This window comes from Streptomyces sp. NPDC048496 (assembly GCF_043200055.1).
GTDB lineage: Bacteria > Actinomycetota > Actinomycetes > Streptomycetales > Streptomycetaceae > Streptomyces.
Window position 1 is genome coordinate 30,297 of the sequence record NZ_JBICXB010000045.1, and the last position, 21,965, is coordinate 52,261.

General features: G+C 69.3%; 18 protein-coding genes and 2 pseudogenes. 8 read left to right on the forward strand and 12 right to left on the reverse strand.

What is annotated here, in order from left to right:
- The first annotated feature begins 445 nt into the window (after positions 1-445).
- Entirely contained in the window at positions 446-1,159 is a 714-nt protein-coding gene (locus ACGFSA_RS28585) for a GntR family transcriptional regulator (protein ID WP_393308943.1), read from the forward strand.
- A gap of 25 nt (positions 1,160-1,184) precedes the next feature.
- On the opposite strand, the pseudogene ACGFSA_RS28590 reads toward ACGFSA_RS28585, so the two are convergent.
- The 6 genes and pseudogenes from ACGFSA_RS28590 to ACGFSA_RS28615 form a co-directional block, all read right to left on the reverse strand.
- Positions 1,185-1,964: pseudogene (locus tag ACGFSA_RS28590) on the reverse strand (amidohydrolase family protein); the annotation flags it as partial.
- A 166-nt stretch (positions 1,965-2,130) separates the two neighbouring features.
- Positions 2,131-2,214 (reverse strand): annotated as a pseudogene (locus tag ACGFSA_RS28595) (amidohydrolase); the annotation flags it as partial.
- Positions 2,215-2,292: 78 nt separating this feature from the next.
- Positions 2,293-3,291, reverse strand: coding sequence for an aldo/keto reductase (locus ACGFSA_RS28600; protein ID WP_393308960.1), 999 nt, complete (start codon positions 3,289-3,291; stop codon positions 2,293-2,295).
- 32 nt (positions 3,292-3,323) lie between these two features.
- Entirely contained in the window at positions 3,324-4,079 is a 756-nt protein-coding gene (locus tag ACGFSA_RS28605) for an SDR family NAD(P)-dependent oxidoreductase (RefSeq protein WP_393308944.1), read from the reverse strand.
- Positions 4,076-4,378 carry a hypothetical protein gene (locus ACGFSA_RS28610; RefSeq protein ID WP_393308945.1) on the reverse strand — a complete coding sequence of 101 codons (303 nt, stop codon included), beginning with the start codon at positions 4,376-4,378 and terminating at the stop codon, positions 4,076-4,078. The genes ACGFSA_RS28605 and ACGFSA_RS28610 overlap by 4 nt, the downstream gene beginning before the upstream one ends.
- A 22-nt stretch (positions 4,379-4,400) precedes the next feature.
- Positions 4,401-5,252 (reverse strand): fumarylacetoacetate hydrolase family protein, encoded by an 852-nt coding sequence (locus ACGFSA_RS28615; RefSeq protein WP_393308946.1) that lies wholly within the window; start codon positions 5,250-5,252, stop codon positions 4,401-4,403.
- A gap of 822 nt (positions 5,253-6,074) precedes the next feature.
- On the opposite strand from ACGFSA_RS28615, the gene ACGFSA_RS28620 reads away from it, so the two are divergent.
- The 3 genes from ACGFSA_RS28620 to ACGFSA_RS28630 all read left to right on the forward strand — a co-directional run bounded on the left by ACGFSA_RS28620 (position 6,075) and on the right by ACGFSA_RS28630 (position 8,760).
- Complete coding sequence (locus ACGFSA_RS28620) at positions 6,075-6,797, forward strand: GntR family transcriptional regulator (protein ID WP_393308947.1); 723 nt, start codon at positions 6,075-6,077, stop codon at positions 6,795-6,797.
- 551 nt (positions 6,798-7,348) lie between these two features.
- Positions 7,349-7,732: a hypothetical protein gene (locus tag ACGFSA_RS28625; RefSeq protein ID WP_393308948.1), complete on the forward strand. Its 384-nt coding sequence runs from the start codon at positions 7,349-7,351 to the stop codon at positions 7,730-7,732.
- 17 nt (positions 7,733-7,749) lie between these two features.
- Complete coding sequence (locus ACGFSA_RS28630) at positions 7,750-8,760, forward strand: IS3 family transposase (RefSeq protein ID WP_393308949.1); 1,011 nt, start codon at positions 7,750-7,752, stop codon at positions 8,758-8,760.
- On the opposite strand, the gene ACGFSA_RS28635 is transcribed toward ACGFSA_RS28630, so the two are convergent.
- Both ACGFSA_RS28635 and ACGFSA_RS28640 read right to left on the reverse strand, forming a co-directional pair.
- Entirely contained in the window at positions 8,755-8,886 is a 132-nt protein-coding gene (locus ACGFSA_RS28635) for a hypothetical protein (RefSeq protein WP_393308962.1), read from the reverse strand. The genes ACGFSA_RS28630 and ACGFSA_RS28635 overlap by 6 nt on opposite strands.
- 13 nt (positions 8,887-8,899) lie before the next feature.
- Positions 8,900-9,247, reverse strand: a complete 348-nt coding sequence (locus ACGFSA_RS28640; protein WP_393308950.1) for an antibiotic biosynthesis monooxygenase family protein — start codon at positions 9,245-9,247, stop codon at positions 8,900-8,902.
- 762 nt (positions 9,248-10,009) lie between these two features.
- On the opposite strand from ACGFSA_RS28640, the gene ACGFSA_RS28645 reads away from it, so the two are divergent.
- The gene (locus tag ACGFSA_RS28645; RefSeq protein WP_393308951.1) at positions 10,010-11,551 is read left to right on the forward strand and encodes a M28 family metallopeptidase; all 1,542 of its coding nucleotides are present in this window, start codon (positions 10,010-10,012) and stop codon (positions 11,549-11,551) included.
- Between the two features lie 302 nt (positions 11,552-11,853).
- Here ACGFSA_RS28645 and ACGFSA_RS28650 read toward each other — a convergent pair whose 3' ends face one another.
- The 3 genes from ACGFSA_RS28650 to ACGFSA_RS28660 all read right to left on the reverse strand — a co-directional run bounded on the left by ACGFSA_RS28650 (position 11,854) and on the right by ACGFSA_RS28660 (position 14,685).
- Positions 11,854-12,168 carry a phosphopantetheine-binding protein gene (locus ACGFSA_RS28650; protein WP_393308961.1) on the reverse strand — a complete coding sequence of 105 codons (315 nt, stop codon included), beginning with the start codon at positions 12,166-12,168 and terminating at the stop codon, positions 11,854-11,856.
- Complete coding sequence (locus ACGFSA_RS28655) at positions 12,101-13,609, reverse strand: glycoside hydrolase family 71 protein (RefSeq protein WP_393308952.1); 1,509 nt, start codon at positions 13,607-13,609, stop codon at positions 12,101-12,103. Before ACGFSA_RS28655 ends, ACGFSA_RS28650 begins: the two co-directional genes overlap by 68 nt.
- 113 nt (positions 13,610-13,722) lie before the next feature.
- Positions 13,723-14,685, reverse strand: coding sequence for an LCP family protein (locus ACGFSA_RS28660; RefSeq protein WP_393308953.1), 963 nt, complete (start codon positions 14,683-14,685; stop codon positions 13,723-13,725).
- Positions 14,686-15,252: 567 nt separating this feature from the next.
- On the opposite strand from ACGFSA_RS28660, the gene ACGFSA_RS28665 reads away from it, so the two are divergent.
- Positions 15,253-16,656, forward strand: a complete 1,404-nt coding sequence (locus ACGFSA_RS28665) for an exopolysaccharide biosynthesis polyprenyl glycosylphosphotransferase (protein WP_393308954.1) — start codon at positions 15,253-15,255, stop codon at positions 16,654-16,656.
- A gap of 71 nt (positions 16,657-16,727) precedes the next feature.
- Here the strand turns inward: ACGFSA_RS28665 and ACGFSA_RS28670 are convergent, their stop codons facing one another.
- Positions 16,728-17,672 carry a GDP-L-fucose synthase family protein gene (locus tag ACGFSA_RS28670; protein ID WP_393308955.1) on the reverse strand — a complete coding sequence of 315 codons (945 nt, stop codon included), beginning with the start codon at positions 17,670-17,672 and terminating at the stop codon, positions 16,728-16,730.
- A gap of 152 nt (positions 17,673-17,824) precedes the next feature.
- On the opposite strand from ACGFSA_RS28670, the gene gmd reads away from it, so the two are divergent.
- Positions 17,825-18,838, forward strand: coding sequence for a GDP-mannose 4,6-dehydratase (gmd, locus tag ACGFSA_RS28675; RefSeq protein WP_393308956.1), 1,014 nt, complete (start codon positions 17,825-17,827; stop codon positions 18,836-18,838).
- Between the two features lie 235 nt (positions 18,839-19,073).
- The gene (locus tag ACGFSA_RS28680) at positions 19,074-21,797 is read left to right on the forward strand and encodes a LamG-like jellyroll fold domain-containing protein (protein ID WP_393308957.1); all 2,724 of its coding nucleotides are present in this window, start codon (positions 19,074-19,076) and stop codon (positions 21,795-21,797) included.
- Positions 21,798-21,965 lie beyond the last annotated feature (168 nt).

A 21,965-nucleotide genomic window follows, 5' to 3' on the forward strand; every position in this document is an offset into this window, starting at 1 on the left:
GAGTCCGGCTGCCGAAGACTATTCCGTGCCAACCTAATCCGCACTCTGCCACGGGGCCCACAGTCGCGCCGGGCCCCGTCCGGCGATCCGCCGGCAACCCCCCGTGAACTGGCCCCATACACGATGACAACGCGTCTCGGCGCCCTTTTTCCCAAGTTCGCTCGCATTGGACCTGCTCATGAGCACCTATGGCACGAGCGATCTGCCGCGCGGTGGCGCCGCGGTGAGTACCACTCGCACGTCACCGAGTGGCCGGCCGCTCGGGACGCCGGGGCCCTGGAGAAGCTGGTCGGCGGCGGGCTTCAGCCCGCGCTCCCGGGCGTCTCGCAGCCCGGTGGAGCGGAGGGTGCGTCCACCGCCTGAGGCCCCGCTCCCGGGCCCTCCACGCCGCCTCCCACCTGACTAGACTACGAATGCGCGCCACACCCCGAGCAAAGGAGACCGGATGTCGGCACACGACCCGTCCGATTCCGGGGCGGCCGCGAGGGGGGCGGAGCAGTCTCCTCCTGCACGCCAGGTCCTGTCCGACAGCGTCTACGAGAACATCACGGCGATGATCATGGACCATGAGATCGCCCCAGGCGCCCGCGTGGGCATCGAGACACTCTCACGCACCCTCGATGTCTCGCCGACGCCGGTACGGGAGGCACTGGCCAGGCTGGAGTCGGACGGCCTGGTCGTGAAGCGTTCCCTCTCCGGGTATCGGGCCACCGAGTTGCTGACCCGGCAGGGAGTTGAGGAGCTGTTCGAGATGCGGCTGCTCCTGGAGCCTCGCGCGGCCGCTCTTGCCGCGCTCAACGCCGACGAGTCACAGCTCGACGACATCGAGAAGATCCTGGAGGCCATGCAGTCGCATCCGGGCCCTGTCGGCCCCTATGCGTCCTACCGCGACTTCGCCGCCCTGGACCAGAGTTTCCATGAAGCGATCACGCAGGCCGCGCACCGACCCCTGCTCGCCGACGCGGTGGAGCGGCTCCACTCGCATCTGCACGTCTTCCGGCTCAGCAGTGTGCCAGGCGCGGGCGAGGCGACCCTGGCGGAACACGACCGCGTGGTGCGCTCCATACTGCGCCGCAGTGCCGACCGCGCCGCCAAGGCGATGGCGGAGCACCTGACACGCAGCCTGGAGCGCCAGCTCGGTCATTTCGAGGAGACCTGAACTCTCGTCCCACCGCGGTTTCCCGTCACAGGCCCGGGCGCTCGGCCGCCATCCGGTACACGCGCCGGGCGGTGCCGGACCAGACAGCCGATCGTTCGGGCTCGGAGAGCGTGGCTGTGAGCGCGCGGGTGGAATCGACCACGTCGCCGTAGGTCGCGGCGAGTGTGCACACGGGCCAGTCAGAACCGAACATGAGGCGCCAGGGTCCGAACGTCTCCACCACGGTGTCGGCGTAGGGGCGGAGGTCGTCGACGGTCCACGACCGCCAGTCAGCCTCGGCCACCATGCCGGAGAGCTTGCACACGGTGTTCGGCCGGGCAGCGAGCTCCCGTACCTGCGCGGACCACGGCTCCCGTTCTCCGGACGCGATGGGAGGCTTGCCCAGGTGGTCGAGAACGAAGGTGAGTTCCGGCACGGCCGCCGCTGCCCTGGTCGCCGCCGGAAGCTGATCGGGCAGTACGACGAGATCGTAGACGAGCCCAGCGGACGCGAGGGCCCTCAGCCCGCGCAGCACGTCGGGCCGGGTGAGCCAGTTCGGGTCGGGTTCGCCCTGGACCTGGTGCCGGATACCCCGGAGGAACTCGCCACCGGGCAGCGAGCGGAGCCGGGCCAGCTCGTCGGCGATGCCGGGAGACGTCAGATCCGTCCAACCGACGACTGCGCCGATAACGGCGCTGTCGGCGGCAAGGGCCAGGAACTCCGGAGTCTCCTCGGGGATGGTGACCGTCTGCACCAGCACCGAGGCCGCGACACCTGCCGCACGTGTCTCGGTTTCGAAGTCGGCGGGGTGGAAGGAGCGCCTCAGAGCCTGTCGGGTGACCTTCGATCGGAAAGCGGACGCGGTCTGGTGCGTGCGATTCCAAGGCGCTGGAAGGTCCTCGTAGCGGAGCTACTAGGGCATTTCGGCAACGCGGGAAGCGTGCGTGCCAGGGCGTGGCCGCCCGATCAGAGGTCACCCGACAGGCTCTCAGGGGCGCGAGTTCGGGAACGGTGGTCCATTCCTGGTCGCGTACGTCGAGGTCCCACAGATGGTGGTGGGCGTCGATGATCTGCATGGTCGGCTCACAGCCTCCGGACGGAGGGGAGCGGCGCACGCGCGCCGTCCGCGGTGTGGTCGTGTGGTGTGGTGATGATCAAGCGCATGGCTGCCCCGCCGAGGGCACCGGCACATGGCCGGACAGCAGACCGTCGGCCCGCAGTCTCTGCCACACACCGTCGGGAACAGGACGTTGGAACTGCTCGACCGCATCGCGGACCTGCGCCGGTGATCGTGCTCCGACGAGGACGGAGAGGGCCGCGGGATGCCCGAAGGGGAAACGGAGGGCGGCGGTGCGCAGCGGCACGTCGTGCGACTCGGTGACGCCGCGCATGCGCAGGGCGCGGCTCACAAGGTCCGCCGACGCCACCGCGTAGTCGTATGTTGCTCCCGGCCGAGGGTCGGCCAGCAGCCCCGAGTTGAACACTCCGCCGATGATGACGCTCTTACCACGGGCAGCCGCGGCGGGCAGCAGCTCATCGAGAGCCGACTGTTCGAGGAGGGTGTAGCGGCCGGCACACAGCACGGCGTCGACATCCGTGTCCCGGACGAAACGAGTCAGCATCCGGGTCTGGTTCATGCCCGCGCCGATGGCGCGGACAACCCCCTGTGCTCGCAACTCCTCCAGCGCCGGATACGCCTCCTGGAACGCCTGCTCTTCATGGTTGTCGGGGTCGTGCAGCAGGACGAGGTCGACATGGTCGACACCGAGGCGGATCAGGCTCTCCTCCAGAGAGCGGCGGACGCCGTCGGCGCTGAAATCCCATTCCCTGCGGTGGGTGGCTGGGACGGCGAAGCCGTTGGCGATATCGCTGCCGCCGACGTCCTGGCGGATGAGCAGCCGCCCCACCTTGGTGGAAAGGGTGTAGCTACCCCGGGGTCTGGTCCGCAGTGCCGCGCCTAGCCTGCGTTCCGACAGGCCCAGGCCGTAGTGGGGGGCGGTGTCGAAGTAGCGGATGCCCGCGTCCCAGGCCGCTTCGACCGTAGCGGCCGATTCTTCCTCGCCGATGGGTTCGTAGAGGCCTCCGATGGCGGCGGCGCCGAGCCCCAGGGCGGTGACCTGAACTGAGCTCCGCCCGAGGGTGCGGCACCGCAGCACCGTATCGCCGCCGCTCTCCTTGTTGTCCCTCACCGCGCCTCCGCTCGCAGTCGCAGTCCCTGCATCCCGCCGTCCACGGCGATGGCGGTGCCGGTGACGGAGGCCGCGACAGGACTGGCCAGGTAGACGATGGCAGCGGCGACTTCGCCGGCCGTGACCAGACGGCCCATGGGCTGCCGGGTGTCCAGCGCCGCCCGTTCGGCGGCCGGGTCCGCCGCCTGATCCAGGAGGCGCCCCACCCAGGGGGTGTCCGCCGTGCCGGGGTTCACGCAATTGACCCGGATGCCCTCATGGACGTGGTCTGCCGCCATGGCCAGCGTCAGCGACAGGACCGCTCCCTTGCTCGCGCTGTACAGGGCACGCTGAGGCAGCCCTGCGGTGGCCGCGATGGAGCAGGTGTTGACGACGGCGGCGTGCGGGGACGACCGCAGATGCGGCAGGGCGGCGCGGGTCGTACGGACCATGCCCACGACGTTCACATCGAACACCCTGTGCCACTGGGCGTCGTCGTTGTCCTCGACCGTGCCGACAGCTCCGATGCCGGCGTTGTTGACGAGGAGGTCCAGCCCGCCGAGGTCCTCGGCGGCAGCGGTGACGGCGGCCCGCACCGAGGCGTCGTCGGACACGTCCGCGACGTACCCGCGCAGCGGCTTGTCCACCGCCGTCGGATCGAGGTCGAGCACAGCGACCTCCGCGCCGCGTTCGGCCAGGAGGAGAGCCGTGGCCAGTCCGATGCCGGAGGCACCTCCAGTGACCAGAGCTTTGAGGCCGGACAGTTCGCTCATCGGTGGGTCTCCTCGCGGTGGAAACGGTAGGAACGGCCGGCCGTCCACAAGGAACCGGCGTCGTCGGGGCTGGTGGGACAGTCGTGTGCCGGCAGCTCCGCCTCACACGCTGCGGCGCCGTTGCCATGTCCGGTGATGAAGGTACGGGCGAGGCCCACCACGCCATCCGGATCCTCGGTCCGCGGGATGACGTACGCGGCGGTGTGGTCGAGGGCGCGGTTCATCGCGTCAGAGCCATCGAGCTCGCGCGAGGTGGGGCAACAGACGTCGGCCACATCGACGTCCGTGATACGCGCCACAGGTCTTTTCATATCGGGCCATTCACGCATTCTCGAATGTCTGCCGCTGGCTGCCGAGTTCGTCGATGGCGAGCTCGACCGTGTCACCTGCGCGGAGGTAGGGCGTGTTCGGAAGACCGAGGGCGACGCCGGCGGGGGTGCCGGTGTTGATGACATCGCCGGGCTCCAGCACCATGTACTGACTCAGATACCAGACGATGTACGCGACGTCGAAGACCATGTTCCCGGTGGTGCCGTTCTGCCGGGGCACCCCGTTGACGGCCAGACGTAGGCCGAGGGCCTGCGGGTCGGGCACCTCGTCCGCGGTGACGAGCCAGGGACCGAGCGGGTTGAACGTCTCGCACGACTTGCCGAGGTCCCACTGGTGGGAGAGCTCGAGCTGGAAGGCGCGCTCCGAGACGTCGTTGCTGACCGCGAAGCCTGCGATCACTCCGACGGCGTCCGAGGGACCGGCCAGATAGCGGGCCCTTCTGCCGATCACCACCGCCAGTTCGACCTCCCAGTCGGTCTTGGCGGATCCGCGCGGTATGAGCACGGTGTCGTAGGGACCGACAACGGTGCCGGGGTCCTTCATGAACACCACGGGCCTGGCCGGGACCGCGGCCCCGGTCTCTTCGGCGTGGTCGCGGTAGTTGAGGCCGATGCACACCACTTTGCCGGGACGGGCCACCGGCGCCCCGACGCGCATGCCGGTGGGGTCGAGGACGGGCAGGGCCGCCGAACCCAGCGCCGTTCGGACACGTTCGACACCACCGCCCGCGAGGAAGTGCCCGTCGATGTCGCCGGTGATCCCGGACAGGTCGTGGGTGCGTCCGTCATGGGCGAGGACAGCGGGGCGCTCTTCGCCCGGGGCGCCGAGGCGCATCAGTTTCATGGGGGTTCTCCGTAAGTTGTCGGGTGGCCCGGGAGGGCCGGATGTGGCTTATGGGGTCTTGCCTTCAGCGGCTCCCGAGGAGTGGCCGTCCGGCTCTCCGGGGCGCCCTTGCTGGTGATCGGGATGTGCGCTTCGGTCGCTGATCACGGAGATGAAAGCGGGGTTTTCCTCGGTCGACGGCATGCGGTTGGAGCTGAGGAGGGGAGAGCGAGCGAGCAACGGGCCCAGGTGTGGGCCGGGATCGACGCGGGCAAGGCCATCACTGGGCGGCGGTGGTCGACGAGACCGGCGCGACCTTGTGGTCGATGTGCCCGCGCAACTGGCTGCTGACCTTGCCCTGCTGGCCGCTCACCGCAGCGACCTCGGGGCGCTTCGCGGGAGTGGTTCGTGTGCGGGGACGGACTGGTGGTGCGGCTCTTATTCCATGAGGAAGACCTGTTCCATGGAGGCCCACCACTCGCCGGGCCCGGTCTCGTCGACGGGCTGCTGGCAGGGTTCGGTGAGTTGACCTGCGCAGCCGCTCCGTGCAGAAGTTTCGTCCCACACCGCCGCCAGCTGATCAGGACTACGTCTGACGTGCCTGTTCGATTGACCTGCGGCAGCATCCGGGGGCGGCCGGCGCCAGCGGGCAGCTATGAAACGCCGGGCCGATGGCGGAGCTGCTGTGTAGGGTGACCAGCATCAGGCGCTTTGGATCACATAGGAAACACCGCCTTGGGCGACCCGCCCCTCAGTCACGCGGGGAACCGATCCACTCCTCCAGCAAGAAGCACATGCTTTCGTACAATCACATAGGATTCACGACCGAAGGGAGGGGTGAGCATGCCGCCGGAGGTACGCCCGGCACCCAGGAGGCCGGACCGAACGCCCTTGGCAGCCCCCGGACTTCCCAGGCGGCAGGCGCTGGCCGACAGTGTGTACGAAGCCGTCAAAGCCATGGTCATGGATCACGAGATCCAACCAGGAGCTCGCGTCGGCATCGAGGCACTGTCGCGCTCGCTCGGCGTCTCCCCCACCCCTGTACGTGAGGCCCTTGCCCGACTGGAGGCCGACGGCCTGGTGGTGAAACGCTCGCTCTCCGGATATCGCGCCACCGAACTCCTCTCGCGCCAGGGCGTCGAGGAGCTCTTCGAGATGCGGCTACTACTTGAGCCGAAGGCCGTCGCGCTGGCGGCCGAGCACGCGCAGGAATCCCAACTGGACCGACTGGAAACGCTGGTCGAGGAGATGCAGGGCCTACCCGAGGGGGGTGACAGCTACGCGGTGTACGGCCGGTTCGTGGCACTGGACCAGCAGTTCCACGAGGGGCTCGCCGCCGCCACCGGACGCAGCATGCTCGCCGGCGCCGTGGAGCGGCTCCACTCACATCTCCATCTCTTCCGCCTGAGCGCGGTGACCGGCGGGAGCCCGTCGACGGTCATGGAACACAGCCGCATCCTGCGGGCGGTACTGCGGCGCAGTCCAGACCGCGCCGCAGAGGCCATGCGCGAGCATCTGGATCTCAGCATCGGGCGCTACCGCAGCCGCTACGGCGAGGGCGCCTGACGCGGTCCACGCGCCGGGACCTGTGCAGGGCGACGGGCTTCAACTGCCTCCGGGTGCCCGAATCCCTTCTGCCCCACATCTTGACATCCCCTCAACAACCAAAAATCATATAGGAAAATTCCGATCGCCTCACAGCCGGGAGACCGTCCCACGCTTTCGAGGACACGGTTGACCGGCCGACGTCCGGGCAATCGCCGTACCGCCGACCGTCACACAAGCGGCCCGCAGCCCAGCAGCGAGGCGCGCGATCTCTCCTTCGTCACACCACGGCGCCCCGTGTCTCGGCTGCCCTGCCGTCACCGTTCACCTCACCATCACCGCACCTTGGCGGCTGACCACAATCCCCCGGACACGCGTGTGAGGCCTCGAATCAGCCCGGTTCGACGCCTCACGGAGGCTCGGGGAGCTACACCGCGATGTCGAATCTCCTCCACTTCGCTGAGCTCCACCAGCAAGTAATGGACCAGAGCGAGTCCCTCTCTGTCAGCCTTGGGTGAGACGTCCCGTTCTGCGGGGTTAGCCTGAGAGGGCACGACAGGAGAATCGCCCCTATGCCAAGCACTGAGCCCGTCGGGTCCGATCCGGCGCCGAGGCCGAAGCGCCGTACCTTCACCTCGGAGTACAAACTGCGGATCGTCGCCGAGTACGACGCCGCGCCCAGGAACGAGAAGGGCGCAGTCCTGCGCCGGGAACGGCTCTACCACTCGCATGTCAAGGAGTGGCGGGCCGCCCGGGATGCCGGGGCCCTGGAAAGCCTGGTCGACCGCCGGACGAGTCCGGCCCGTGCGAAGAAGTCCGCCGCGGAGGTGGAGAACGAGAAGCTGCGGCAGCAGGTGGAGCGGCTGCAGAAGGATCTGACCCGGAACAAGGCCGCACTCGAGGTGATGGGAAAAGCTTCCGCGCTCTTGGGAATGATCTCCGAGAGCGCGGACTGAAGCACGCGGCCGACCCCGTGGTGGACACCGCGTTCACCGGCGTCGAGGACCAGCTGGGCATCACGGCCGCGTGCCGGCTGACCGGCCGCTCCAGGGCCACCCACTACCGCAGGTTGAAGCCCCCACCGCCCCGCACACCCCGCTCCAGTGTTCAGGTGCAACCGTCGGCTCTGACAAGCGAAGAGCGGGCGGCGGTACTGGAGTTGATGAACAGCGCCGAGTACGCGGAGCTGCCGCCCGCACAGATCTGGGCCCGTGAGCTGGACGCGGGCCGCTATCACTGCTCCGTCTCCACGATGTACCGGATCCTGCGCGAAAAGGGCCAGTCCGGCGAGCGGCGCCGTCAGGCCACCCACCCGGCCAAGGCCGTGCCCGAACTGGTCGCCACCGCACCCTCTCAAGTCTTCACCTGGGACATCACCAAGCTGGCCGGACCGGCCAGGGGCATCTGGTACCACGCCTACGTCATCATCGACATCTTCAGCCGCTACATCGTCGGCCACACCGTCGAGCGCGCCGAATCAGCTGAACGGGCAGAGGAGCTGATCCGGGAAACCATCGAGCGCAACGGCATCGTGCCCGAGACCGTGCACGCCGACCGTGGAACCTCCATGACCAGCAAGAAGGTCTCCCAGCTCCTGATCGACCTCGGCATCACCCGCAGTCACTCACGCCCCAAGGTCTCCAACGACAACCCCTACAGCGAGGCCCAGTTCAAGACCACCAAGTACATGGCCGACTATCCCGAACGGTTCGATTCCCTGGCCCATGCCCGCGAATGGTTTGACGCGTTCACCTCGTACTACAACCACGAGCACAGGCATTCGGGCATCGGATGGCACACGCCGGCCAGCGTCCACTTCGGCACCGCCGAAGAGGTCCGCGACCAGCGGGCCGTCACTCTCACCGAGGCATACGCCCGGTACCCCGAACGCTTCGGCCGCCGCCCCAGACCACCCGAAATACCCCAGCAGGCGTGGATCAACGACCCAGCCAAGCGCAGAGAACCCGCACCACAAACTTCATAGCGTCACGAACGTCTCATTGGACTTGAAATCTTCCGCGGCATCCGGCAGCTGGACACCACCGAGCCGCAGGCTCTCCCGGTCCAGCGGGCCGCGCAGCACACGCGCCTCACCGCCTCCAGTGCCCATGCGGCGGTGGCACCTACAGATCTGCCGGGCGGGTAAACCCGTAGGCGCGCTCGACCTTGGCCACGTGGAGCGCGAACGAGGCATACCAGTGCTCGCGTCCGTGCGCACGGGCCAGGGCGTGCTCTGCGCGATCCCGCCAAGCGGCAATCGACTCCTCGTCCCTCCAGTACGACACCGTGATCCCCAGGCCGTCCGCACCGCGAGCGGAATCGACACCGAGGAATCCCGGCTGGTCGGCAGCCAGTTTCAGCAGCCGCTCGTCTCTCTCCGCATAGCCGTTGTCGCCAGCGGTCCGCACGGCGGTGAACACCACGGCGTAGTAGGGCGGGGCGGGCAGCGACGCGGGCGCAAGATCGGTCACGGAGGTCCTCCAAAAGACGACACCGGCAGTATCGCCTCAAACGATCTCGCGTACCCACCTGAACTCACAACCCTGCTGTCCGGTTACTGGAAGAAGCCCAGTTCGGCACTACATCCCCGAGTCGACGAGCGCCGCGAACGCGGCTGTCGCCTGTTGCGGCACAACGCCGTTCCCGAGGATCTGAAGCTGCTGTCCGCGATTCAGGCCGGGCACGTCAGTGGCGTGATCGAGGGGCGGACCCATCAGCCACTCGACCGCTAAGCGCGGGCCGCCCTTCCGCCCTACCTCTGCGGCACTGAGTACAGGAGCTGCCCGCATCTCCATAACGGCGCGCGCTTCGCCGAGTTGAAAGGGCGGCCTGAACGGAGGCTGATGCAACCGCAGGTCACCAATCTGCTGTCGGACCCGGAACGCGGCCTGCCGATCGTCGGCACGGATCTGGACTGCTCCTGCGGTAAGCCACCCGAGTCGCCAGGGACCTCATGCGAGGGGCGGCCGCACCGGGCACCGGTGACTTCCAGCCAACTTCGGTTGGGTCAGCGGCCGATCGATGTGCTCGGTACCGCGCACGGACGGCGCCGGCGCCAAAGATTCCCGTCAACCCATTACCAATCGTTTACTGAGCAGATACCTTTCTCCTTGCCGGTGGCAGGGGGCGGAGCGATCCAGCCGTCCCTGCCTGCCCCGGAGTACCGCCGTACGTCGTTCGGCCCATTTTCGGCCATTACGCCTATTTCTCATGGACCGCCGGAAGGAAGCGTTTTGAACGCTCGGAACCGCCGCACCACGGTAGCCGCCGTATCCGTCGCAGGGCTCATAGCGCCGCTGCTGCTGATCGGATCGGGCACCGCCTCCGCCCACAGCGACCCTGCCAAGGAGGGTGCCAAGCTCGCAAAGAAGCTCGTCAAGAAGAGCAACGCCGAGGATGCCTACGAGCATCTGAAGCAGTTCCAGCGGATCGCTGACAAGAACGGGAACACCCGGGTGGCCGGGTCGGAGGGGCACCGGCAGTCGGCCGAGTACGTCGAAGGCCTGCTGAGGAAGGCCGGGTACTCGGTGACCCGGAACGAGTTCGACTACCCGTTCACCGAGACGCTGGCGCAGAGCCTGCGGGTGGTGTCGCCGCAGCAGCAGGACGTCCCGTTGATCGCCATGACGTACTCCGCCAGCAGCCCGGTCGGCGGCATCACCGCCCCGGTCGCGGTGGTGCCGGTCAACGCCACCACCGGCTGCGAGCCGAAGGACTACGCCCCCGGGACGTTCACCGGCAAGATCGCGCTGATCAAGCGCGGCGGCTGCTCCTTTGCGCAGAAGCAGGAGACCGCCGCCGGTGCGGGCGCGGTCGGCGCGATCATCTACAACAACACCGAGGGCGCGCTCAACGGCACCCTGGGAGACCCGTCCGTCGCCAAGATCCCGGCCGGCGGCGTCACGCAGGCGGACGGCGAGGCGCTCGCGGCCAAGGCCGCCGCCGGCGCAGTGACCGTCAACCTGGAGATCCGCACCTTCGCGGAGACCCGGCACACCTACAACGTGATCGCCGAGACCAAGGGCGGCGACGCCGACAACGTGGTGATGTTCGGCGCCCACCTGGACTCGGTGGCGGCCGGCCCGGGCATCAATGACAACGGCTCCGGCTCCGCCGGCATCCTCGACGTGGCCCTGAACTCTGCCCACGAGAACGTCAAGAACAAGGTGCGCTTCGCCTGGTGGTCGGCTGAGGAGTTCGGCCTGCTGGGCTCGGAGGCGTACGTCAACAGCCTCTCGGCGGCGGACCTTGCCAAGGTCAAGATGTACCTGAACTTCGACATGATCGCCTCGCCGAACTACGCCCAGTTCGTCTACGACGGCGACGACTCCGACCAGGTCGGTGCCGGTCCCGGCCCGGAGGGCTCGGCGCAGCTGGAGCGGCAGATCACCGACTACCTGGACAGCCGGGGCGTCCCGCACGAGGGCACCGACTTCACCGGCCGGTCGGACTACGGGCCGTTCATCGAGGTGGGCATCCCCTCGGGCGGCACCTTCACCGGCGCCGAGGGCATCAAGACGGCCCAGCAGGCAAAGGTGTACGGCGGTAAGGCCGGTGTCGCGTACGACGCCTGCTACCACGCCGCTTGCGACACACTGAAGAACATCAACATGAAGGCGTTCGACGTCAATGTCGACGTCATCGCCAACGCGGTGGGCCAGTACGCCTGGGACACCAGCCTTCTGAGTAAGCCGGTGGCGCCGCAGAACACCCAGGGTTCGGCGGGCAGCGGCGGTGGCCTGCACGAGGGCCACGACCACGAGGTCACCGAGTAACTCCCGGTACACGGGGGGGAGGGCTGGACTGTCCGGCCCTCCCCTTCGATGCTGCGGCGGGAGGCGCGGTCGCTACGGTTCCCCCTGCGGATGATCCGCAGCAGCCGCCGGCCCTCGTCATCATCGATCTCGCCTCACTGGCCGCCGGGGGCCTGCTCCAGTCGCTGGGGGCGCGGGGCACGCTGGTGGCGTACGCCGTCTTCATGGTCGTGCTGGCCGCTGTCGTCACCGCGCTTCCCGTGGTACGGCAGGCCCCGCGGACCGAAGAGATGCCGCGCCCCGAGTGATCTCTCCCAGACAGGTCAGTGCTCCGCGCCGGTCCCGTCGATCAGCCGGCTGAGCTCCTCGATCGTCGGATGCTCGAAGAGCCCGCGGACGGTGAGCGGGAAGCCGAGTTCGTCCCTGACCCGGTTGGTGATCCGCACGGCCAGCAGCGAGTGACCGCCGAGATCGTGGAAGTCGTCGTGGACACCGACCTCGTCGAGGCCGAAGACGTCGGCCCAGATGTCCGCGAGGGCGGCCTCCAGACGGCTGCGGGGCGCGTCCGGTTCACCGGCGGCCGCTGGAGACCGCGTAGTACTGAAGGTCCTGCACGGTGACCGTCCGCCGCGCCGGATAGCGGGTGGTGACGGCGGCGACGGTGGCCCCCGCGCGGCGGACCACTGCCTCGCTGCGGCCGGGGGACAGAGGCAGGTCCTGGGCGTACGCGCCGACGGGGGCACGGTAGGTGTGGGGCACGGTGCCCACGCGGGCCGAGACCGTGGCGGGCGCGGTCAGGAAGGTGAGCACTTCCACCTGGTCGCGCGGGGGCGCGGTGCCCGGCCGCGGGCGCATCAGCCGGGGCTGGAGCGGGGCACCGCCGGCCTCGGCGAACTGGACGCGGGAGGTGACGTACACGGTGTCGCGGACGATCCGCGGCCAGGCCCCGGTCTTGAAGCGGGTGAGGTAGTACGAGGAGATGTCCAGGTAGGCGTGGCCGTTGTGGAGTGAGGGGGCGAACTGGCTGCCTTCCGAGTAGTCGTTCCAGGTGGTGAGTTGCACCCAGTCCGCACCGTCGGAGATCGCGTGGTTCCAGGTCGACCGCAGGGTGGCGGTGTTGCCCGCCTCGTCGTAGACACCCTGGTTGGGCCGGGCGTCCTGCACGGACACGGCCTGCATCCATTTCCTTCCCAGGGAGTGGGCGAGCCGGATGTCGCCGGGAACGTTTTCCTGGCGGGTGTAGCTCCGATTGCCCCAGGACGAGAAGGCATGGCTGACCGGCGCGAACCTCTCGGCGTTGGCGCGGAAGTCCAGGAAGACCGGGACGAGCGCGGTGCCGATGCCGTGGTCGCGCAGCCGGGCGATGACCTGGCTCCACCAGGCGGGGTCCTGGGCCTCGGCCTTGAACGGGGAGACCACGAGGCGACCGTCGGCCAGCCGGTATGCGGACGGGGACGCGGCGAGCCGGGCCAACTGATCGGCGAGGGTGCGCGGGTCGGTGTGCAGGGACGTCATGTCCGGCATCAGCACAATCCGGAAGCCCGGGTCGACGCGCTGCGCCGCGCGCAGCAGCAGGTCGACGCGCTGACGGTTGTTGCCGTCGAGGGAGAGGATGTCGACGGTGAACCCGTCGAGCCCGGCGTCCCGTGCGGTTCTCACCTCCCGTTCGAGGTTGGCGAGTTGCCAGTCGCCCCTGGACGGCGGCACGGGCAGGGGCCGGTCGCGCAGCAGTCCGCCGTAGGCCGCGTGCTTGCCCCGCTCGCCTTGCGGCGTGAGGTAGTTACGGGCGTAGTAGTCGTGCGCGGCGGACTGGTTGTCGAGGGAGGGCGGATACGGCGGGAAGTAGTGCGCGAAGACCAGATGCGGGCTGTCGCGCAACACGCCGGCGGCCGGCAGGTCGAAGGGAAGCGTCGCGCTCGCCCGCGCTGCGCGGGGCGCGACGTCCTCGCGGTCGCGGGCCAGTCCGACACCGGTGATCAGTCCGATCAGCAGCAGGCCGAACAGGGCACCGACCACGGCACGCCGTCGGCCCGGCGACCTTCGGTGCCCGTGCGTCGGACGAGCGGGATGATCCGTCATGGGTGTCCTCCGCGGACGCCGAGGGGCCGCTGGTGCGAACTCTACTGCACGAGTGGCCCGTTGTCCGGCAAACCATCATCAGCCAGACATCTCCGGCGATCGCCGACGTCCCGTCAGGGGGTCGTGGCCCCGAGCCGGTCGGCGTCGTGCGACTGCAGGTAGATATCGACGGCGTCCTCGCGCATGGCTCGCCACAACTCGGCGCCGGCGCCGGGATCCAGGAGGACCACGGACTGCCCGGAGATCGTTCCGGTCCCCCTGGCGGGCGCGTTCATGAACACCATGTTCCCGGGACGGACCTTCTTGCTGTCCCACAAAAGGGCACGCAGGTCGGCGTCGTCTAGCTGGTCGTCGACACTCACGGCGGCGGTGAGGTCGTCCAGCACCTCGGCGGCCTTGAAGGGGTTGGAGAAGGTCGAGGGTCGCATGACCTTCGCCAGCAGCGTGCGCAGGAAGTACTGCTGACGGTGCGTGCGGTCGAAGTCGCCGCGGGCGAGGTGGTAGCGCTCACGCACATAGGCCAGGGCCTGGGTGCCGTTCATCCGGCGGCTGGCGCCGTTCACGACGAGGTCCACTCCGCCCACGGAGTCGGTGAGCTTCTTGAAGCCGTCCCAGTCGATGACGGCAAGATGGTCGACGCGCACCTTCGTCAGCCGCTGCACGGTGTCGATGAGCAGTGGCGGGCCGCCCCAGGAGAAGGCGGCGTTGAGCTTGGCCTTGCCGTGTCCCGGGATGTCCACCCACGCGTCGCGCGGCAGCGAGACGACGTAAGCGCCGGAATGGTCCGCGGGGAGGTGGACCAGCATCATCGTGTCACTGCGCTGGGCCCCGTACTTCCACTCGGGGGCTTTGGCGTCACGGCCCGTGGTCGGCAGCTCGGAGCGGCTGTCGACGCCGACAAGGAGGAAGGTCTGCCCGCCGCGGGAAGGTGCCGGCTGTGCCGCCGCGGGGACCTGTGTCGGGAAGACACCGGAGAGACGGTCGACCTTCCCCGTGTAGTGCTCGACGGCCCACCAGGTGACCCCGCCCACCATGAGCAGCCCCACCGCGAGCAGCGCGAACGCCCCGAGGAGCACCCGACGCGCACGGCTCCTGCGGCGCGGGGATCGAGTCGGCGCAACTCCGGAAGTGTCAACCTCCGTTTGTGAAGGACCCGTTGAGGAATCGTAAACGTCGGCGACCGGGTCCGGGCCCGCCGGACCGGCTCTGCCCGCCCCTTCCTCCCGCCCTACCACGTCGTCCCGACCGGTGGCTTCGGCCTCGGCCGTGTTCTTGTCTCCCACCACACAACCCCCCACATCGACGCGGTACGGCCCCTTCCGCACCGGGCGCACACTGTAGCCAGCACGTTCGACGTTCGCATCGCTTTCCGCCAGTCCATCGACCCCGCCGGACCAACCAGAGGACCCCGAGCGGGATTTCGTACGGATCGGCACTTCTCGCGGCGTTCACGTAAACGCTCCCATGCGAGCACAAGTTTGCCGTACTGTTCACCATCGTGCCTCATGTTCGACGGACGGATGTTCGCGACATGAAGCCGCTCGTGTCGCGAAACGTGCCTGGGGGGGTACATGTGGGATGTTCAGGCCGCTGAATCCGACAGATCGCGCAAGGCGCGCTCGCGGGCGCGCACCTCACCGTGGATGGGACGCAAGTCCCGTTGGTATCTTCCGGCTTCCCTGATCACCGACCTCGTCGGTGCCGGGGTGCCGGTCGCTCTGGTGCTCTCCGCCGCCCACCAGCCGTGGGCGATGCCGAGCGGCATCGTTGCGGGACTCGCCTGGGCGGGGGTCCAGTTGTTCCGCTCGCGCTATGCGGCACGCGCCATCGGCGAGAGCCGGGGCACGCTGCCGGTGCTCCACGACTGGTTCATCCTGCTGGGGGTGCTCGCCGTGGTACACGCCGGGGCCGGGATACGGCTGCGCGCGCCGCTGTGCCTGGCCGCGCTGCTGCCCGCCCTGCCGCTGACCTTGGTGTGCCGCAAGGCGGTACACCGGCATCTCACGGCGGTGCGCCGCAGGGCGCAGGCGGTGATCAGGGTCCTGGTGGTGGGTGAGCCCACCGCGGTGGACCGGGTCACCGCACATCTCGCCGCGCGCACCGACCACCCGTACGTGGCGGTGGGCGCCGTTCCCGCGGGACGGGGCCCGTTCGCGTCAGGGGTCCGGACCGGGGAACGGCTCGCCGCCACCGCCCCGGAGTCCCCCACGGAGGACGCCAGCCTCGTCATCAGCGCGGTGCACCGGCTCCGCGCCGACCTGGCGCTCGTCGTCCCCGGCACCGCGCTGTCCGGGGAACGGCTGCGCCGCCTCTCCTGGGGCCTGCACGACGCCGATATCGAGTTGTTCGTGGCGCCCGGCCTGGTGGAGGTGTCCGTCAAGCGTCTGGAAACCGGGTCTGCCGGCGGGATGTCGCTGCTGCGCGTGGCCCCGCCGGTGCGGGAGGGCATGCAGCCTCTGCTCAAGGGGGTCCTGGACCGCTGCACCGCCCTGCTGGGCCTGCTTGTGCTGGCACCGCTGCTGCTGCTGGTCTCGGCCGCTGTGAAACTGTCCTCGCCCGGACCGGTCCTCTATCTCCACGAGCGCATCGGCCGGGCCGGACGCCCCTTCGTGATGTGGAAGTTCCGCACCATGCGGGTGGGCGCCGACCGCCAGAAGGCCGCCCTGGCCCATGAGAACGAGAACGACGGCCTGATGTTCAAGATGCGCCGCGATCCCCGGGTCACCCGGGTCGGTCGCTGGCTGCGCCGTACGTCGCTCGACGAACTGCCCCAGCTGGTGAACGTCCTCAAGGGTGACATGTCCCTGGTGGGCCCGCGGCCTCCACTGGCGGAAGAGGTGGCGCACTACACGTCCGTCGAGTGGCGGCGGCTCACCGTACGGCCGGGCATGACGGGGCTGTGGCAGATCAGCGGACGCTCCGAACTGTCCTGGGACGAGACCGTCCAGCTCGATCTCAGCTATGTCGACAACTGGTCGTTCACCAGTGATGTCGATGTCGTGGCCCGCACGTTCCGCGCCGTCGTCGACGGCCGCGGAGCGTACTGAGAGCGCCGCCCGTGGCCGCACAGTGCCTCGGCGCGCGCCGCACGCCGAGGCCCGTACACGAGCGAGGCCCGTCAGCCGTCGAGCCCGCCGCGCCAGTGGGCGTAGGTGGCGGCGATGCCGTCGCGCAGCGGGATCGCCGGCTTCCAGCCGAGCCGCGCGATCCGGGAGATGTCGAGCAGCTTGCGCGGGGTGCCGTCGGGCCGCGTCGCGTCCCAGGCGATACGGCCGGAAAACCCGGTGACCCCGGCGACCGTCCCGGCGAGCTCACGGATGGTGAGGTCGCTGCCGCAGCCGACATTGACCGGCTCGTCGCCGTCGTAGGAGCGCAGCAGCACGGCGCAGGCGGCGGCGAGATCATCCACATGCAGGAACTCCCGGCGCGGGGTGCCGCTGCCCCACAGGACGACCTCCTCCCGCCCCTCGGCCACCGCCTCGTGGAAGCGGCGGATCAGGGCGGGCAGGACGTGCGACGTCTCCAGGTCGAAGTTGTCACCGGGGCCGTAGAGATTGGTAGGCATGGCGCTGATGTACGACGCGCCGTACTGACGCCGGTACGACTGCACCTGGACGATGCCCGCGATCTTCGCGAGGGCGTATGCCTCGTTGGTGGGCTCCAGCGGACCGGTCAGCAGTGCGTCCTCGGAGATCGGCTGGCCGGCGTGCTTGGGGTAGATGCACGACGAGCCCAGGAAGAGCAGGCGGCCCACCCCGGCGGCGTGGGCCCCGGCTATCACGCTGAGCTGGATCTGGAGGTTCTCCTCCAGGAACTGCACCGGCTGAGTACTGTTGGCCATGATCCCGCCGACCTTCGCGGCGGCGAGCACCACCGCGTCGGGGCGCAGGGCGGCGAGTTCGGCCGCGGTGCGCGCGGCGTCACGCAGATCCAGTTCGGCGCGGCTACGGGTAAGCACCTCGTGCCCGTCGGCGGCGAGCCGGCGAGCCACGGCGGAGCCCACGAGGCCACGGTGGCCGGCGACGAAGACACGGGCACGTTCGGGCAGCAGCGATGCGGTCATGGGCCGGATCATGCCAGGAGCCGCGTGATCGGAACGCCCGGACCATCAACTTTGCCGAAATTTCCCGTAGTTCACGACATTCAACCCGCACTCGGCGGGCGTACGGGCCGGATCCGTCCCGGTGACGGGTCCGGCGGGGAGGGGAACACCGCATGACCAAGACCGCACTGATCACCGGCGTGACCGGACAGGACGGCTCGTACCTGGCGGAGTTGCTGCTGTCGAAAGGATATCGGGTGCACGGCCTGCTGCGGCGGTCGTCCAGTTTCAACACCGAGCGCATCGACCACATCTACCAGGGGCCCCAGGAGGCCGAGCGGCACTTCGTGCTGCATCACGCCGACCTCTCCGACGGGGTGGCTCTGGTGAACCTGCTGCGCGACATCCAACCGGACGAGGTGTACAACCTGGGCGCCCAGTCCCATGTGCGGGTCTCCTTCGACGCGCCGCTCTACACCGGCGACGTGACCGGCCTGAGCACACTGCGGCTGCTGGAAGCCGTCCGGGCGAGCGGGGTGGAGACCCGCGTCTACCAGGCGTCGTCCTCGGAAATGTTCGGGTCCACGCCTCCCCCGCAGAACGAGGGCACCCCCTTCCACCCACGCAGCCCGTACGGCACCGCGAAGGTCTTCGCGTACTGGACCACCGTCAACTACCGTGAGGCATATGGGATGTTCGCGGTCAACGGCATCCTGTTCAACCACGAGTCCCCGCGCCGCGGTGAGACCTTCGTGACCCGCAAGATCACCCGAGCCGTCGCGCGGATCAAGGCCGGCCTCCAGGACCGTCTCTACCTCGGCAACCTGGACGCGGTCCGCGACTGGGGGTACGCGCCCGACTACGTCGAGGCGATGTGGCGGATGCTCCAACACGACGAGCCGACGGACTACGTGGTCGCCACCGGAGTCCCGGCCACCGTCCGGCAGTTCGTGGAGACCGCGTTCGCCCACGCCGACCTCGACTGGAGCGAGCACGTGCGCTACGACCCCAAGTACGAACGGCCGAGCGAGGTCGACGCACTGATAGGGGACGCGTCCAAGGCACGCGAGACGCTGGGCTGGAGACCCACCGTCCTGGTGGACGAGCTCGCGCGGATCATGGTCGACGCCGATGTGCGGCAGGTGGAGGACCAACTCGCGGGTGCCGCGGTGCGCATAGACCGCTGACGCCGGGTGCGTCCGTGATGGCCTGCGCATACCCGACACGGACGTCCGGGACGCACGGGGTCGGGGTGAACACGTTGAAATTTCCTACTAGATGAGCCAAGTGCGTTCCATTGCGTGTCATGTACTCGTATGGTTCGCAAACAAACATATTCGAGCGGCCCGTTCGGATCCGAGGGACACCGGCGGGCTCGATGAGGCAGAGGGCCCGCGACCGGGCCCGGAAGCCGGGGGGTACATGCAAAGATCCAGAGGGCTCAGCGCCGCCCTCGTCCTGTCCACCGCGGCGGGCCTGGGCCTTGTGGCCCTGCCGCAGCCGGCTGCCGCGCTGACCCCGCCCGTCGCCTTCACCGCCGACGACCTGCCGACCTGGCAGACCAACGGCATCGTGTGGGCCCTGGCGGAGGCGGGCGGCACGATCTTCGCCGGCGGCACCTTCTCGCAGGTGCGTCCGCCCCAGGGGGGCGGCGGGACCACGCAGAACGCGGTGAACTTCGTCGCGCTGAACGCGGCGACCGGCAACCCGACGTCCTGCAACCTGTCCTTCACGATCGGCAGCGGCAGCGCGACGGTGCGCGCGCTCGCCGTGTCGCCGGACAAGAAGACGCTATACGCGGGCGGCTACTTCGGCGCGGTCAACGGCACGCCGGTCAGCAGCCTCGCCGCGATCGACATCGCCACCTGCACGCCCAAGGCGAACTTCCACCCGAGCGTCTCCGCCACCGTGCGGGCGCTCGCGGTCACCGACGACACCGTGTACCTGGGCGGCGACTTCACCTCGGTCGGCGGCAGCGCGCACGCGCGGTACGCGGCGGTGGACGCCACCAGCGGCGCCGTCAAGCCCTTCCAGGCGGACGTCGACGCGCCCGGACGTGCCGTCGCGGTCACCCCCGACGGCAACAACGTGATCCTCGGCGGTGACTTCTTCACCGTCAACGGCGCGACCTCGCACGCCCTGGCCGTCGTCGACTCCGCTACGGGCGCCAACGTCCGCACCTACCCGGGGTTCATCGAGAACAACTCGGTGGTCAAGGCGCTCGACACGGACGCCACCGGCTTCTACACCGGCAACGAGGGCACCGGCGGCGGCGTCTTCGACGGCCGCATCGCGCTGGACCTGTCCACGCTGAACCAGCGCTGGCGCGACACCTGTCTGGGCGCCACCCAGGCCGTCAAGTCGTACCAGAACGTGGTGTACAGCGCCTCGCACGCGCACGACTGCTCCAGTGTCGGCGAATACCCCGACGGGCGCCGTCGCCACCTGCTCGCGGAGCCGACCACCGGCACCAACAAGCTGGGCTGGTTCCCGGACACCAACGACGGTCTGGGCGAGGGCATCGGCCCGCGCGCCATGGCAGTCTCCGAGACGTCCGACAACAAGTACATGTGGGTCGGCGGCGAGTTCACCACCGTCAACGGCTCGGCGGCCCAGGGCCTGACGCACTTCGCGGCGACCCCGGACGTCGGTGCGCCGACGGTGCCCTCGGTCAGCGCGGAGTCGGTCAAGCCGACCGAGGCCCACATACGCTGGCGCGCGAGCCTCGACACGGACGACACCAAGCTGACGTACAAGGTGTACCGCAACGGTGGTTCCACGCCGGTGTACACGGTCGACGGCGACTCCGTGGAGTGGTCGCGTCCGCAGCTGTCGTTCACCGACACCAACGTCACGGCCGGCTCCACCTACAGCTACCGGGTGACCGCGACCGACGGGGCGGGCAACGCCTCCGCGCTGTCCGCCACGACCTCTGTGACAGTGCCGACCTCCGCCCAGAAGTACCCGGCGAAGGTGCTCGACGACGGCGCGAACCTGTACTGGCGCTATGACGAGTCCGCCACTCCGTTCGTCGGCGACACCTCGCCCGGCGACCAGAGCGGCATCCACGTCAACGGGCCCTCGCTGCGCCAGACTCCGGCCGCCGTGACCGGTCCTTCCACCGCCATCGGTTTCAACGGCAGCGACCAGATCGTCTACAGCGACAAGCGCACCACGGTGCCGAGTCAGTACTCGATCGAGACCTGGTTCAAGACGACCACGACCAGTGGCGGCAAGCTCGTCGGGTTCGGCGACAACACCACGCGGGCCAGCGGTAATTACGACAAGCACGTCTACATGCGCAACGACGGCCGGCTGGTCTTCGGCGTGTGGACGGGCACGGCCCGCACCATCACCACGCCCAACAGCTACAACAACGGCGCCTGGCACCACGTCGTCGCCACCCAGGGCTCCTCCGGGATGGCGCTGTACGTGGACGGCACCCAGATCGGCACCCTCGCCGAGTCCAACAGCCAGGTCTACAGCGGCTACTGGCACGTCGGCGGCGACAACCTCAACGGCTGGCCGAACCAGCCGTCCAGCAACTACTTCGCCGGGCAGATCGACGAGACCGCGATCTACCCGTCGGTGCTGAGCGCGACCCAGGTGCAGAGCCATTACACCCTGGCCACGGCCCCGGCCGACAGCGTGCAGACCGTCCGCGCAACGGCCGACACGTACGTCAACGCCGGTGCCGCGAGCACCAACTACGGCACCTCCACCTCGCTGGCGGTGCGCGGCAGCGCGGCGTACGAGACGTATCTGCGCTTCGACCTGCCTGCGGCCCCGGCCGGGACCGTGCTCAAGAGCGCGCGGCTCGCGGTGAAGACGACCACGCTGAGCAGTGCGGGCAGCACGGACGACTTCGCCGTACGGCCGGTGACCGGAAGCTGGACGGAGGCGGGGACCACCTTCGTCTCCAAGCCCGCCCTGTCCTCGACCTCGGTCGGCACCCTCAGCGGGGCCACCGACCTGTCGACGGTCTACTCGGCGACGCTCGACACCTCGGCGCTCTCTCCCGCTCTGGGGGGCAGCTACGACCTGGCGCTCACGAGCACCGGGACGGACGCGCTGTGGTTGTGGTCCAGGGAGGCGTCGGCCGCGGAGAACACCCCGCAGCTGGTGCTGACCTTCGGGGCGCCGTAACCCTCACGGCGTCCCCGTGGGGGGGGGGGGGGGGCCCCCGCCCCCCCCCCCCCCCCCCCCCCCCCCCCCCCCCCCCCCCCACAACCCCCCCCCCCCCCCCCCCCCCCCCCCCCACCCCCCCCCCCCCCCCCCCCCCCCCCCCCCCCCCCCCCCCCCCCCCCCCCCCCC